We start from the raw sequence: 14,353 nt of genomic DNA on the forward strand, positions 1-14,353 counted from the left end.
GCCCGCCAAAGCGCCGCGGCCGACACATCATCCACGCACTGCGCGATCGGACAGGAACGTCCATGAGCGCACCGGCGCTGCGCTGGCGGCTGTACGAAGCCGGGCACTGCACCCATCCCGAACGCGCCACGCGCCGCGGCGCGGCGCTGACGCCCTGCCAGTTCCCGGCGCTGGCGGCGCTGCTGCAACATCCGGTCCACGGCAACCTGCTGTTCGATACCGGCTACTCGCAGCACTTCCTCGATGCCACCGCGCAGTTCCCCGAGCGCCTGTACCGCGTGCTGACGCCGGTGCATCTGAAACCGGGGCAGTCGTTGCGCGAGCAGTTGGCCCGCGACGGCATCGACGCGGCGGCGATCGACTGGATCGTGCTATCGCATTTCCATGGCGACCACGTCGGCGGCGTGGCCGATTTCGCGCAGGCGCGCATCGCCTGCGCGCAGCAGGCCTGGGACGACCTGCAACGGCGCGGGCGGCTGGCGGCGCTGCGCGAAGGCTTCCTGCCGGCGCTGCTGCACGGTGCGCGTGCGCGCATGCATTGGTTCGAGGCATTGCCTGCATGCGCGGCGCCCGCGGCGCTGCGCGGCTTCGGCACGTTGCGCGACCTGTTCGGCGACGGCAGCGTGCTGCTGGTACCGCTGCCCGGACACGCGCCCGGCCACTACGGGCTGTGGTTCGAGGACGCGCATGGGCCGGTGTTCCTGGTCGCCGATGCGGCCTGGTCCAGCGCCGCGATCGCCGACGGCACTCCGCCGCCGGCACTGGTCACCCATTTGCTCGGCGAGCATCGCGTCTACCGCGACACCCTGGCGCGGCTGCATGCGCTGCGCCTGGCCGAGCCGACGCTGCGCATGGTGCCCTCGCATTGCCGGCAATGGCGGCCGGCCGCGCCCGAGGCCGGCGGTGCCTAGCGCGCCGGCGGTACTGATCACCGGCGCGCGCGCGCCGGTGGCGCTGGACCTGGCGCGCCGTTTCGCCGCGCAGGGCTGGCGCGTGCACCTAGCCGACAGCGTGGCCTGCCGCATCTCCGGCTGGTCGCGCGCGGCCAGCGCCAGCCACCGCATCGCCTCGGCGCGCTATGCCCCGGCCGCTTACATCGCCGACCTCAACGCGCTGGTCGCGCGCCAGCGCATCGACCTGCTGCTGCCGACTTGCGAAGAAGTGTTCTACCTGGCCCGCTACCGGCAGGCGCTGCCGGCGCAGCTGGACGTGCTGGTGGACGGCTTCGACACGCTGCGCGCGCTGCACAGCAAATGGCAGTTCCTGCATCTGGCGCGCACGCTCGATGCCGACGTGGACGTGCCGGACAGCGCGCAGGTGCGCAGCCCGGCGCAGGCGCGCGAGTGGGCCGGCGCCGCGCCGCTGGTGCTGAAGCCGGAATACTCGCGCTTCGGCGTGCACGTGCGCGTACATCCGCACGGCCTGCCCGCAGACGCACCGCCATTGTCCGAACAAGGTACTTGGATCGCGCAACGCTATTGCGCCGGCGAGGAACGTTGCTCGTACGCGGTGGCCCGCGACGGCGTGCTGCTGGCGCATGCGGTGTACCGCCCGCGCTACCGGCTGCAGCGCAGCTCCAGCTATTACTTCGACGCCGCGCCGGCGCCGCAGATCGAGCGCTTCACCGCGCGACTGGTGCGCTCGCTGCGCTTCAGCGGGCAACTCTCCTTCGATTGGATCGTCTCGGCGCAAGGCCGCTACAGCGTGATCGAATGCAATCCGCGCGCGACCAGCGGCCTGCATCTGTTCGCCGCATCCGACCCGCTGGTCGCCGCGCTGGACGGCAGCCATCGCACTCCGGACGCGCCCGTGCGCCCGGCGCCGACGCGCGCGGCGATGCTCGGCCCGTTGATGCTCGGCGTCGCGCTGCCGGCGGCGTTGCGGCATGGCCGACTTCGGCAGTGGCGCGATGACTACGCGCGCGCCGACGATGTGCTCGCGCCGCGCGGCGACCGGCGGCCGCTGGCCGGTGCGCTGCGCGACCTGGGCAGCCATGCGCGGCTGGCGCTGGCGCAGCGCTGCACCATGCGCGAGGCCTCCACCCGCGATACCGAATGGGACGGCGAGGCCCTGCCGCCGCCATGAACGGCGCCGCCGAGGCCGGCCCCGACTACGCCGTGCAGGCGCAGCGTTTCGCCGAACTGCATGCCGGCCGCGATGCGCAGAGCGTGGGTTCCAACCTGTACGCCCGGATCGAGATGCTGCAGGCAGGCACATTGGCAATGCCGGCGACGGTCAGCGACGAGCGCACGGGCAATGCCTGGGTATGCTCGCCACGCACCACCTATGCCGACTATGCCGCCGAAGAAGCCGCACGGCTGTTGCCGCCTGCGCTGGCCGCGCCGCTGCGCGGACTGTGCGGCGGCATCGGCGCGTGGTTGGACTGGGCACAAATCGACCGCGCGGTCACCCTCAACAACTGGCTGCTGTCGACCAATCTGTATCCGCCACTTCCATCCGAGGGCCTAGGTCCCTTGCTGGACGCCGCACGCGCACGTTGGCCGGACCATGCGCTCTGGTTCCGCTCGCTCAACCCGGTGGACACGCCGCAGTGGCTGGACGCGCTGCAGGCGCAGGGCTTCACCCTGATCGGCAGCCGCCAGGTGTATCTGTACGACGACTGGCCGGCGCTGCTGCGGCACCGCGACCTGGCGCGCGATCTCAAACTCACCGCACGCACTGACCTGCAGCGCTGCGGCAACGACGAGATCGTCGAGGCCGACTACCCACGCATCGCCGCGCTGTACGCGCAGCTGTACCTGGACAAGTATTCGCACTGCAATCCGGCCTACCACGCCGGCTTCCTGCGCGCCTGGCACCGCGCCGGGCTGCTGCGTTTCGATGGCTTTCGCGACGCGGACGGCGCGCTGGTCTGCATCACCGGCCTGTTCGGCATCGGGCGCACGCTGACCGCGCCGATCATAGGCTACGACCTGCGGCAACCGCAGCGGCTGGCGCTGTACCGCACGCTCACCGCCTGCGGCTTCGAACATGCGCTGCGGTACGGACGCAGGCTCAACCAGAGCGCCGGGGCGGCCAGCTTCAAACGCCAGCGCGGCGGCAGCCCGGTGATCGAGTACAGCGCGGTGGACGCGCGCCACCTGCCGCTGCGCCGGCGCCAGCCGATCGCCGCGCTCGGAGCGCTGACCGCGCGCATCGGCGTGCCGCTGATGCGCCGCTACCGGCTGTGAGCGAGCGGCACGCCTTCGCCGCCAGGGTCGCGGCGGCAACGGGCTAAAGGCCGCACCACCACCGCCGTTATCGAGGCACGCTCCAGCGCAAGGAACCCGGATGGACCGAACCGCCCCCTTCCGTCGACCTGTGCCGCGCACGAAAATCCAAGCAGGCGTCGGCGCGGACGGCAGCGTGCGCCGCGATGCGTTTGGAAACGTTTGCAGCGAGAAAACCGCTGCAAACCGCGGGCTCGCATATTCTCGCGGCCCTATACTTGGCGGCATCTGAAAATCGTTTGCGGCGCGGATCGGGGGACCTGTGGAATGGATCGCACACCTGGCTCACGCTGGTACCTTGCTGATCGTCAACGCGTTGCTGGCGGCGGTTTCGTCGGCGGTGTTCTTCGCCATCCATTTGACCGGGCGCAAAGCCAAGCACACTAGCGGATTGCTGCTGCTTAGCCTGAGTTACGGCACGTTCGCGGCAGGCTTTGGCGCACTTGTGCTACCGAAGGGATTGCCGGCGCACGCCGCCGCCCTTGGCTTGATCGGCAACCTCACGATCGATGCGGCCACGGTGCTGGAGTTGTTGGCGGTGAACGCTTTTCTGCGGCGGCCACTGATCCAGCCCTGGATCATGATCCTGGTCGCGTTGCTCGGCGCGGCAGAGCTCTATTTCCTGTACAGCGAAGGCCAGAATCTCAGGACAATGGTGATTTTCGGTTGCACCCTGCGCGGGGTGTTGACCGTCGCCACCGGCATGGCCCTGTGGCGCCATGCGGGCGCGACGATGCGCACCGCGGCGCGCTTCACCGCCGCGTTCCATTTCCTGTGGGCGTTGATGCTGCTGCTGCGCATCGCCTGGTGGTCGACCCATCCCGCCACCGATACGAGTTACGACCCGACCTCGACATTCGGCCTGCTCTCGCGGATGGTGCTGACCTCCATCATCACCCCCGGGTTTTTGTGGATGCTGACCCGGAAGATGAACGCGGAACTGATCCGCCACGCCTCGCAGGACGCCCTCACCGGCGTCGCCAACCGCCGCGTCATGTGGGAAAAGGGCGAATCGGCCACCCAGGACGCGCGCGACAGGAACGCGCCGATCGCGGTGTTGATGATCGACGTGGACAATTTCAAGGCGATCAACGACCGCCTCGGCCACGCCGTCGGCGACCAGGTGCTGATCGCCATCGCCGATACGTTGGCGCGGCAGATCCGCAACCCGGACTTTCTCGCCCGCGTCGGCGGCGAGGAGTTCATGGTGCTGATCCCGCAGGGCGAGGAATCGGTGGTGCGCGACATCGCCGAACGCTTGCGGCGCGTCGTCGAACGCCAGGAAATCGCGCCCGCGTCCAGCACCGCGCTGGCCTGCACGGTCAGCATCGGCTACTGCATCTCGGCGCAGGCGCAGAGCGAGTGGCAGAAGCTGGTGGTGATCGCCGACCAGGCGCTGTATGCGGCCAAGCGCGGCGGGCGCAACCGGGTCACCGGTACCGTCGTCGCGTAGCGCGCCGCCGGCGTTCGCGCGCGCATCCAGACATCCACCCGCCGCGCATGCGACGCTAGCGGCCATGAACGATTGGCATCCCTCGCTGTACAGACACTGGTTCGCCGTGGCCCGGGCCGACGCGTTGCGGCAGCGGCCGCTGGCGGTGACGGTCATGGACCGCCACGCGGCGATCGCGCGCTGCGCCGACGGCAGCCTGCTCGCGCTGGAAGACCGTTGCCCGCACCGGCACGCGCCGCTGTCGTCCGGCTGCGCCAGGGGCGACAGCCTGGCCTGCCCGTATCACGGCTGGCGCTTCGGCGGCGACGGCGCCCTACGCGAGATTCCCGGCATGCCGCCCGGCCAGGCGCTGCCGGCGGTGCGGGTCCGCGCCTTCGCCGCGCGCGAACACGACGGCCTGATCTGGCTGCGTCCGGATCCGCAGGGCGATGCGCACCCCGCGCAGCTGGTGCAGGACCTGCAACCGCCAGCGCGACGCTTCCTGTGGCGCACACGCTGGGAGGCGCACGTGGTCGATGCGCTGGAAAACTTCCTCGATCCGCTGCACACCCATCTGCTGCATCCCGGGCTGGTGCGCCGCGGCGGCGCGCGCACGCCGATGCGCGCCTGCCTGCAGACCGGCGCCGAGGGCTTCCACGTGGATTACGCCGGCGCCGCCGCGCAGAGCGGTTGGCTCTACCGGTTGTTCGAATCGCCGCGCACGCTGGAGCGCGCGCATTTCGCCGCGCCCGGCACCGCGCAGATCGAATACCGCTATGCCCGCGGCGGCCGCGTGCGCATCACTCTGCATTTCACCCCGGTCGGCACGCGCAGCACCGAGGTGTTCGCCAGCCTGCACGTGGACGGCCGCTGGGCGCCGGCATGGGCGGTGCGCTGGCTGGTGTGGCCGCTACTGCGCAAGGTCGGCGAACAGGACCGGCGCATGCTCGCACTGCAGTCGCACAACCTGCAGCGTTTCCCGGGCGTGCGCGGCGCCTCGACCGCGCTGGACCTGGTGCGCGAACCGCTGCGCCGCTACTGGGACGGCGAGCCGCTGCCGGCGCCGAATGCGCCGCACTGCATCGACATCATGCTGTGACCGCGTCCTGTGCGTCCTGCGCATCACGCGCGCCGAGCGTGGCCAGGACCTGCGCCAGCGGCGCCGGCCGGCCCAGCAGATAGCCCTGCACCTGGTCGCAGCCGCGCGCGCGCAGCCACTGCAACTGCGCGTCGTTCTCCACGCCTTCGGCGACCACCTGCAGGCCCAGGCTGTGGCCGAGCGTCAGCAAGGCGTCGCAGATCGAGGCGTTGCGCGCATCGCGATGCACGTCGGCGACGAAGCTGCGATCGATCTTCAGCGTGTCCAACGGCAGGTCGCGCAGATAGGCCATGCTGGAGAAGCCGGTACCGACATCGTCCAGCGCCACACCCACGCCCAGCGCGCGCAGCTGTCGCAGCACGTCCAGGGCCTGCTGCGGCTGCCGCATCAGGCTGCTCTCGGTCAGTTCCAGATGCAGGCCGTCGGCGGCCAGCCCGGCCGCGGTGCAGGCCTGCACCAGGTCCGCGACCAGATCGCCGTCGAAGAACTGCAGCGCCGACACGTTCACCGCCACCGGCAGCTCGGCCCAACCGTGCAGCGCCAGTTGGCGGCGCGCCTGCGCGGCGGCCTGCATCACCCAGCGGCCCAGCGGCAGGATCAGGCCGGTGTCCTCGCACAGCTGGATGAACTGGTCGGGGGCGATGAAGCGGCCGTCGGGCTGCGGCCAGCGGATCAACGCCTCGAGCAAGCGCGGCGTGCCGGTATCGGCGCGCATGATCGGCTGGAAATGCAGTTCGAACTCCTGCCGCGCGATCGCCTGGTGGATGCGCCCGGCCAGGCGCAGGCGTTCGCCGATCCGTGCGGACATGCTGCGCTCGAAGCGGGCGACGCTGCGTCCGTCGGCCTGCGCCGCATGCGCGGCCTGCGCGGCGCTGCCGATGGCCTCCTCGGCGCCCACCGCGTCGTCCGGGCACAGCGCCACGCCGATATACGCCTGCAGCTGCTGGGTGAAGTCGCCGCCCTGCACCGGCGTGGACATCGCCTCGAGCAGGGCCTGCAATGCTTGTGGCAGCTGCTGCGGATCCAGGACCGCCAGCACGAAATCCTGCGTGGGTTGGTGCGCGGTCAGGCCGAAGCGTTCGCCCAGCGCGCGCAGCCGCGCCGCCACCGCGCAGCGCACCGCATCGCCGGCGGCACGGCCCAGGGTATCGCCGATCAGCGCCAGCCCGCGCAACTGCACATAGGCCACCGCATAGCCCGCCTGGCCGCGCGCATCCAGCGCCTCGGCCAGGGCCCGCGGATCGAGCAGCCCGGTGGTGACGTCGTGGCTGGCGCGAAACGCCAGCTCGCGCTCGTGGGCGATGCGCTCGCTGACGTCCTCGGCCAGGATCAGGCGCGCCGGCACCCCGCCGAAGTCGACGTCCGCGCTGTGCACCCGTACCGACAGCACGCTGCCGTCCTTGCGGCGGTGGGTCCACACGCTGGGCGCGTCGAAGCCGTCGCGCGGCTTGCGCACATCCGCCAGCAGCCGTTCGGCCTCGCCAGGCGAACGCAGGTCGAGCAGGGTCATGCCCAGGAATTCGTCGCGGCTGTAGCCGTACTGGCGGATCGCGGCCTGATTCACTTCCAGGAAACGCAGGTCGTCCACCGCGAACAGCCAGTACGGCAGCGGATTGCGTTCGAACACCAGGCGGAACTGACGTTCTGCGTCGAACAGCCGCGCCTGCGCCTCGAGCCGCTCGCTGACATCCTGCACTGCACCGGTCATGCATAGCCCGTCGCGGCCCTGTACCCGCGCACCGCGCGCGGCCAGCCAACGCAGGCCGCCGTCGGGCGAGCGCATGCGGTACACCACGTTGTATTCGCCGTTGCCGTGCATCGCCTCGTCGTACAGCTGCTCGACCAGCGCGCGATCGTCGTCGTGCACCTGGGCCAGGAACTCGCTCAGACGCATGCGCAGCTGCGGCGCCCCGAACAAGGTCCCGGTCTGTTCGACCAGCCGCAGATGGCGCCGGTCCGCCTCGACCCGCCAGGTGCCGATCCCGGCCATCGCGTGCGCCAGGCGCAGATCCTCGTCGCCGCGGCGCAGGCGCTCCAGCAGTTGCCGCTGGCGGTCCTCGGCACGGCGCAGGCTGCCCAGCAGGAAGGCGAACCCGAGCAGATACAGCAGATATACCAGCGACGCAGCACAGGCGAACCACCACCACGGCGCCAGCGCTTCGCGCACCGCCAGCCCCGCCACCGCCAGCAACGGATAATCGCCCCCGCCACTGACCGCCAGCATGCGCGGCTGCTGGTCGAACACCGTGCGGTGCATGCCCAGCGCACTGCCCTGCGGCAGTCCGCGCACCAGGCCCAGCGGCAGCAACACGCGGCTGCCGGTGGTGCCGGCGGCGGGACTGCTGGCCGCGAGCAGCAGGCCATGCGTATCGGTCAGCGCGACCACGCCGTCGCGGCCGGCGTCGACCCCGCCGACGATGCGCTGCAATGCCGCGACCCGCCAGCTCGCCACCACCCAATCGCCCGACGCCAGCGGCAGTGCGAGGCGCACCACCGCCTCGCCGTCGGCCAGGCGTTGATAAGGCCCGACGAACACCTGGTCGTCGTTGCGGCGCGAACCCAGCGCCCAAGCGCGCACGTCCGGATCGCCCTCCGTGCCGTAGCGGCGCCGGCCCTGCGCATCCAGCAACGCGATCCCATGCAGCTCCGGATGCCGCAGCAGCACACCGCGCAGCGATGCCTCGATCAGCGCCGGCGCGCGTGCCGGCGCGTCGGCCAGCAGCGCCTGCGCGCCCACGCCTTCGCCGCGCAGCGCCTGGCTGAGGTTGTCCAGCTCCAACTGCAGCAGACGGTCGGCGCCCGTCGCCAGCGCCAGGCTCTGCCGCTGCGCGGCGGCCAGGCGATTGCCGCGGTCCTGCACCAGCACATAGGCCAGCCCGCAGGCCAGCAACAGCGCCAATGCCAGGCCCCAGACCAGGATCGCGCGCAACGGCACCCGCAGCGCACGCCGCAGGCGCTGCCTGAAGCGGACGTCGTAGAGTTTGTCGGCGGTGGAGAAGCGGCGCTGCATGGGTCCTACATAGAGCGGCCCAGGCGCGGCGATCTTGACCGTAGGGTGGCGCTGCGGCGCATGCTGCGCGGCATAGCCGATGTCGTTCAGCTTCGCCGGTGCGGCAGCGTTCTGCCCCGCGCGGCGGCGGCGGCCGCCGGCCGGCTCAATCGGGCCACTGCGCCAAGCGTTGCGGCGCGATGCCGACGCGGCGGCAGGCGCGTGGCGCGATGCCGTCGTTGAGCGCGATACGGAACAGCGGCGCCAGCCCATGCAGCACCCGCGCCGAGGTCGCGGCCTGGGCGCGTTGCAGGCGCCCGTGCCCGAGCATCGCGCTCGCCCACGGCGGCAGCAGCGCCGCGCCGGCGCCGAGGAACAGCTCGCGCGACAGGCCCGCCGCCGGCACCGGCAGACGCAGGCCGGCCAGCACCGCGAGCACCTCGCGCGATCGCGCATCCACCCGCAGCTGCGGCCGCACCTGGGCGAAGTAGTCCAGCACCGCGCGCTCGCTGGCCGGCACCGCCTGCGCGCCCAGCGCCTCGGCCACACGCCGGCCCTCGGCGTAATAGCGATCGGCGATGGCGACCGGCACCGCGCGGCAGTAGCGCCGATAGCCCTGCAGAAAGCCGTAGGCCTCGGTGACGTGAACCCAGGTCAGCAGCGCCGGATCGTCGGCGGCATAGGCGCGGCCGTCGGGCGTGTGGCCACGGATCCGCGCATGGATACCGCGCACGCGCGCGATCAGGCGCTGCGCCTCGGCTACCGGCGCATAGCTGGTGGCGGCGACGAACTGGGTGGTGCGGCGCAGGCGCCCGACCAGATCTTCGCGGAAATTGGAGTGGTCGTAGACGCCGGCCAGTGCCAGCGGGTGCAGGGTCTGCAGCAGCAGCGCGCACAAGCCGCCGGAGAGCATGCCGGGAAATTCGGCGTGGATGCGCCAGGTGACGCTGTCGGGGCCGAACAGGCCGGCATCGCCGAGCGGCTGGTCGTAATCGATCCCGCCCTCGCCGCGCGGGAATACGTCCAGCACCCAGCGGCGGATCCGGGCGGCGACGGGAGCGGTAAAGGGACGCAACATGGCACTCATCGCGACATGGTAGCGGGCAGCGCTGCATGCGCCGCGCGAACCGCGGCGCGCATGCCTGGCGACGACGCCCGAGGTTCCGGATCGCAGCGGCGGCATCGGCGTCGCCGCGTGCAAGCGTCATGTGCGCCTGCAACATGCCAATTCCGGCCACTGTGCTAGAAAGAAGCTGCCTCGAGGTCGCCCGAGACACCGCCGTCCGCCACCGCATCTGCAGGGAGCCTGTCATGATCGCTTTGTTCAAGGGGTTGGGGTTGTTGCTGGAGGACAACGCGCTGCACCAGCGCTCGTTCCCGGAACAGGTCGCGCATTGGCAGCACAAGAGCGAGGCGCAGCTGCGCTCGGAAGTGGATCTGCTGGCCAAGGCCAAGCAGCAGTGGCTGGTGGTCTCGATCATCGGCTGGCAGGCGATCTCGCTGATCATCCTGGGCGTGATCACCAACCAGTTGTGGCAGCACGACTACCACCTGACCTTCTCGCGCATCGTCATCGTGGTCACGTCCTGGGTCGCGATCCTGTTCGTGATCTGGTTCATCGCCAACATGTTCGACCGCACCGCCGGTTTCGAGCGCTGGCTCACCGCCTTCAATAGCCGCGAACCGTTGTCGGCCGATGCGGACACCGTGGAGTGCGTCGCCGACGCGCTGAACATGGCGCGCAAGTACCCGGAGATCCTCGCCTACAAGCGCGAGGTGGTGGCCAACCGCGAACTGCGCCACGAGGACATCCGCATCATGCGCGAGATGGGCCGCATCCGCCTGCATGCCGAACTGGTCGCCGCACTGATCCAGTTCGAGGGCGTACCGCCCGGCGGCCAGAACGGCGTGCTCCGCGTCGCCGGCTGAGCCGGCGCACTATCGCGGTGCCGTGCAGGTCGACGGCATGCGCTGCACATCGATGTAGGCCACGGGGCGATGGTGCCCGAGGTCGCAGCAGCGACCGCCGTACCCTGACGTTCGGGGCGCTGCAGCACGCCCCATTGCGATGCAGCGTGGATATCACCGCTGCATCGTAATTGCGCCTGGGGCATCCACGCTGGAGCCCCCCCTCGCCCTTTTTCTGGCCGATTCGGCGGCAGCACCCGGCTATGCATCCTTGCCATGCATAGCGGCGCGGCCAGCTCGATCATGGCCACCGCTGCACAACGGCCCCGCCTGCCCTATCGGCCGCGCGCCGAACCGTAGCGAGCGCCCGCCAACGAGGGCTAGGTCTTCGCAAGCGCCACATCGCGAAATATAATCATTCTCGATTAGCCACTTCCCACCCCACGGCCTCGATGAAACTGCACCCCCTCCCGTTCGCCTGCCTGCTCGGCGTGGCGGCCTTCCCTGCTGCGCGCGCGGCCGACACCGCCGATACCGTGCAAGCCACCGCACTGCCCGCGGTGCAGGTCCGCGCCGAGGCAGCCGACAGCGGCTTCCGCAGCACCCAGCCAGCGCAGTCCGACAAGTCGGATGCGCCGCTGGCGCAGACGCCGCTCTCGATCACCGTGGTGCCGCGTGCGCTGCTGGACAGCCAGCAGGCGCAGACCCTGGCCGATGCCTTGCACAACGTTTCCGGCGTGGTCGCCAACACCTTTGGCCGGCGCGGCTGGGACGACCTGATCATCCGCGGCCAGACCGCGTCCGACTCGCTGTTCGTCGATGGCCTGCGCACTGCCTCCAACAACCGCGTCGCCGAACAGGTGTTCGGCATGCAGCAGGTGGAAGTGCTGAAGGGTCCGGCCTCGTTGCTGTACGGCCAGGTGCTGCCGGGCGGGCTGGTCAACCTGGTCAGCAAGCGGCCCGACCCCACGCCAATGCGTCGCGCGGAACTCGGCGTCGGCAGCGACGGCCTGCGCGAGGGCAGCTTCGACCTCAACCAGCCGCTGTCGGCCAACGGCAAGGCCGCGCTGCGGCTCAACGGCCTGGCGATGAATTCCGACGACGCCACCGACCACGTGTATTTCCGCAGCCGCTGGATCGCCCCGTCGCTGTCGCTGGACCTGGGCGAGCGCACCGATTTCGTGCTCCTCACCAGTTACCAGGAACGCGACTACATCCGCCAGCAGGGCCTGCCCTGGGAAGGCAGCGTCGAGGCCAATCCGAACGGCAGGATCGATCGCGCGCTGTTCACCGGCGAACCCACCCAGCCGCCGTACCACAGCCACCAGAGCCGCATCGGCTACGTGCTGGACCATCGCTTCGACAACGGCTGGACCCTGCACCACGCGGCGCGCTGGCAGACATTCGGATTGGATGGCTTCTTCATCGCCAACAACGGCCTGGCCGCGGATCTGCGCACGCTGCGCCGCACCGCCACCGACCAGCACTTCGACGGGCGCACCTGGGTGCAGGACACCTACCTGCAGCGCGGCTTCGCCACCGGCACCTGGCAGCACACGCTGACCGCCGGCATGGACGCGTTCAAGACCTGGGAATGGAACGTGCAGTCCACCTGCCGGGTCGGCACGCTGGACGTGTACGCGCCGGTCTACGGCGGTGCCGTCACCTGTCCGGCCAGGCCCAGCCGCGACAACCTCAGCGTGGTCACCTCCGGCGGCCTGTACCTGCGCGACCGCATCGCGTTCACGCCCGATTGGCAGCTGCTGCTGGGCATGCGCCACGACCGCAGCCGCAACCTCAGCGAGGACCATCTCACGGGTACGAACACGCGCAACGATGCCAGCGCCACCACCGGCTCGGCCGCGCTGATGTTCGATGCCGGCGGCGGACTGCATCCCTATGCCAGCGTCGCCACCTCGTTCTATCCCAACGTCGGCACCGACGCGCAGGGCGCGCAGTTCGATCCCGAGCGCGGCCGCCAGGTGGAGTTGGGATTGAAGATGGAACTGGACGCGGGCACCAGCCTGAGCATGGCGCTGTACGACCTGCGCCGGCGCAACGTGTTGCAGGCCGATCCGGTCAACGACGGCTACAGCATCGCGGTCGGCGAGCAGCGCAGCCGCGGCCTGGAACTCAACGCCGCCGCCGACCTGGGCAGCGGCGTCAGCCTGTTCGCCGGCTACGCCTACACCGACGCGGTGGTCACCGACGACGGCGGACAACGCGTCACCACCGTGGGCGACCGTCTGTACAACGTGCCCAAGCACAGCGGCTCGCTGTGGCTGCAGTACGCGCCGCACGGCGTGGACGATGGCTGGACGTTCAGCGGCGGCGCGCGCGCCGAAGGCGAGAAGACCGCCTACGGCCATCGCATTCCCGGCTATGCGGTGTTCGACGCCGGCCTCGCCTACCGCCAAGGCCATTGGCGCTACGCGTTGAACCTGAAGAACGCGCTCGACCGCGACTACTTCGCCGGCGGCCTGCAGCGCGCAGTGGCGCTGGGCGACCCACGGACGGTGCTGTTCTCGGTGGGTGTGGATTACTGAGCTACGAGCGCATGCCGTTTCTGGCAGGCGTCAGCGGCCCGGCAACCTGTCGCGGCTGAAGCCGCTCCTACAGTGCACCTGGCGAGTAGGCCATGAGCTTCCTGTAGGAGCGGCTTCAGCCGCGACAAACGAAGCCATTAGGCTAGCCGGCCTCGTCAGCAGTCGGGACTAAAGTCCCTCCCACAGTGCAGCAGCCGGCTCGCCGAGAACCCCTTGTGGGAGCGACTTCAGTCGCGACGAGCGGAACTGTCCAGTTATCGGGCTCCAGAAGCGATCGCGGCAAAAATGGGCCGAGAAGAAGGGCCGATATGGTGGTAACTTCGGCAACATGTCGCGGCTGAAGCCGCTCCTACAGTGCACCCGGCGAGTAGGCCATGAGCTTCCTGTAGGAGCGGCTTCAGCCGCGACAAACGAAGCCATTAGGCTAGCCGGCCTCGTCAGCAGTCGGGACTGAAGTCCCTCCCACAGTGCAGCAGCCGGCTCGCCGAGAACCCCTTGTGGGAGCGACTTCAGTCGCGACGAGCGGAGCTGCCCAGTTATCGGGCTCCAGAAGCGATCACGAAAAAAATGGGCCGAGAAGAAGGGCCGATATCGCGGCACCTTCGGCAACCTGTCGCGGCTGAAGCCGCTCCTACATTGCACCTGGTGGGTAGGCCGTGCGCTTCCCTGTAGGAGCGGCTTCAGCCGCGACAAACGAAGCCATTAGGCTAGCCGGCCTCGTCAGCAGTCGGGACTGAAGTCCCTCCCACAGTGCACCCAGCCAGCTCGCCGCGCGCTCCCTTGTGGGAGCGACTTCAGTCGCGACGAGCGGAGCTGTCCAGTTATCGGGCTCCAGAAGCGATCGCGACAGAAAATGGGGCGAGAAGAAGGGCCGATATCGCGGTACCTTCGGCAACCTGTCGCGGCTGAAGCCGCTCCTACAGTGCACCCGGCGAGTAGGCAGTGAGCTTCCTATAGGAGCGGCTTCAGCCGCGACGAACGAAGCCATTGGGCTATCCGCCTCGGAGCAGTCGGGACTGAAGTCCCTCCCACAGTGCACCTAGCCAGCTCGCCGCGCGCTCCCTTGTGGGAGCGACTTCAGTCGCGACGAACGAAGTCATCCAGCGATCCGGGCCAAGCAGCAGGCGGAGCCGACGCGCCGACTCTGAT

The 14,353-nt window shown here is 69.9% G+C and carries 9 protein-coding genes; 7 read left to right on the plus strand and 2 right to left on the minus strand.

Annotation, left to right across the window (positions count from 1 at the left end):
- The first annotated feature begins 62 nt into the window (after positions 1-62).
- From AB3X08_RS19230 to AB3X08_RS19250, 5 genes are all read left to right on the plus strand, one after another.
- Positions 63-911, plus strand: a complete 849-nt coding sequence (locus AB3X08_RS19230) for an MBL fold metallo-hydrolase (RefSeq protein WP_369934398.1) — start codon at positions 63-65, stop codon at positions 909-911.
- Positions 904-2,085 (plus strand): ATP-grasp domain-containing protein, encoded by a 1,182-nt coding sequence (locus tag AB3X08_RS19235; protein ID WP_369934400.1) that lies wholly within the window; start codon positions 904-906, stop codon positions 2,083-2,085. Before AB3X08_RS19230 ends, AB3X08_RS19235 begins: the two co-directional genes overlap by 8 nt.
- A complete protein-coding gene (locus tag AB3X08_RS19240) occupies positions 2,082-3,191 on the plus strand; it encodes a hypothetical protein (RefSeq protein WP_369934402.1) in 1,110 nt (369 codons plus the stop codon). Before AB3X08_RS19235 ends, AB3X08_RS19240 begins: the two co-directional genes overlap by 4 nt.
- Before the next feature lie 337 nt (positions 3,192-3,528).
- On the plus strand, positions 3,529-4,683 hold the full coding sequence (locus tag AB3X08_RS19245) for a sensor domain-containing diguanylate cyclase (protein ID WP_369934404.1): 1,155 nt from the start codon (positions 3,529-3,531) through the stop codon (positions 4,681-4,683).
- Between the two features lie 64 nt (positions 4,684-4,747).
- Positions 4,748-5,761: a Rieske 2Fe-2S domain-containing protein gene (locus AB3X08_RS19250; protein ID WP_369934406.1), complete on the plus strand. Its 1,014-nt coding sequence runs from the start codon at positions 4,748-4,750 to the stop codon at positions 5,759-5,761.
- Here the strand turns inward: AB3X08_RS19250 and AB3X08_RS19255 are convergent.
- Together AB3X08_RS19255 and AB3X08_RS19260 are read right to left on the minus strand one after the other, a co-directional pair.
- Complete coding sequence (locus AB3X08_RS19255) at positions 5,751-8,771, minus strand: EAL domain-containing protein (protein ID WP_369934408.1); 3,021 nt, start codon at positions 8,769-8,771, stop codon at positions 5,751-5,753. The genes AB3X08_RS19250 and AB3X08_RS19255 overlap by 11 nt on opposite strands.
- 145 nt (positions 8,772-8,916) lie before the next feature.
- Positions 8,917-9,837, minus strand: coding sequence for an oxygenase MpaB family protein (locus AB3X08_RS19260; protein WP_369934410.1), 921 nt, complete (start codon positions 9,835-9,837; stop codon positions 8,917-8,919).
- A 224-nt stretch (positions 9,838-10,061) separates the two neighbouring features.
- Between AB3X08_RS19260 and AB3X08_RS19265 the strand changes: the two genes are divergently transcribed.
- Both AB3X08_RS19265 and AB3X08_RS19270 read left to right on the plus strand, forming a co-directional pair.
- On the plus strand, positions 10,062-10,679 hold the full coding sequence (locus tag AB3X08_RS19265; RefSeq protein ID WP_369934411.1) for a hypothetical protein: 618 nt from the start codon (positions 10,062-10,064) through the stop codon (positions 10,677-10,679).
- 431 nt (positions 10,680-11,110) lie between these two features.
- Complete coding sequence (locus AB3X08_RS19270; protein ID WP_369934412.1) at positions 11,111-13,204, plus strand: TonB-dependent siderophore receptor; 2,094 nt, start codon at positions 11,111-11,113, stop codon at positions 13,202-13,204.
- The last annotated feature ends 1,149 nt before the right edge of the window (positions 13,205-14,353 follow it).

Source organism: Xanthomonas sp. DAR 34887, assembly GCF_041245805.1.
GTDB lineage: Bacteria > Pseudomonadota > Gammaproteobacteria > Xanthomonadales > Xanthomonadaceae > Xanthomonas_A > Xanthomonas_A tesorieronis.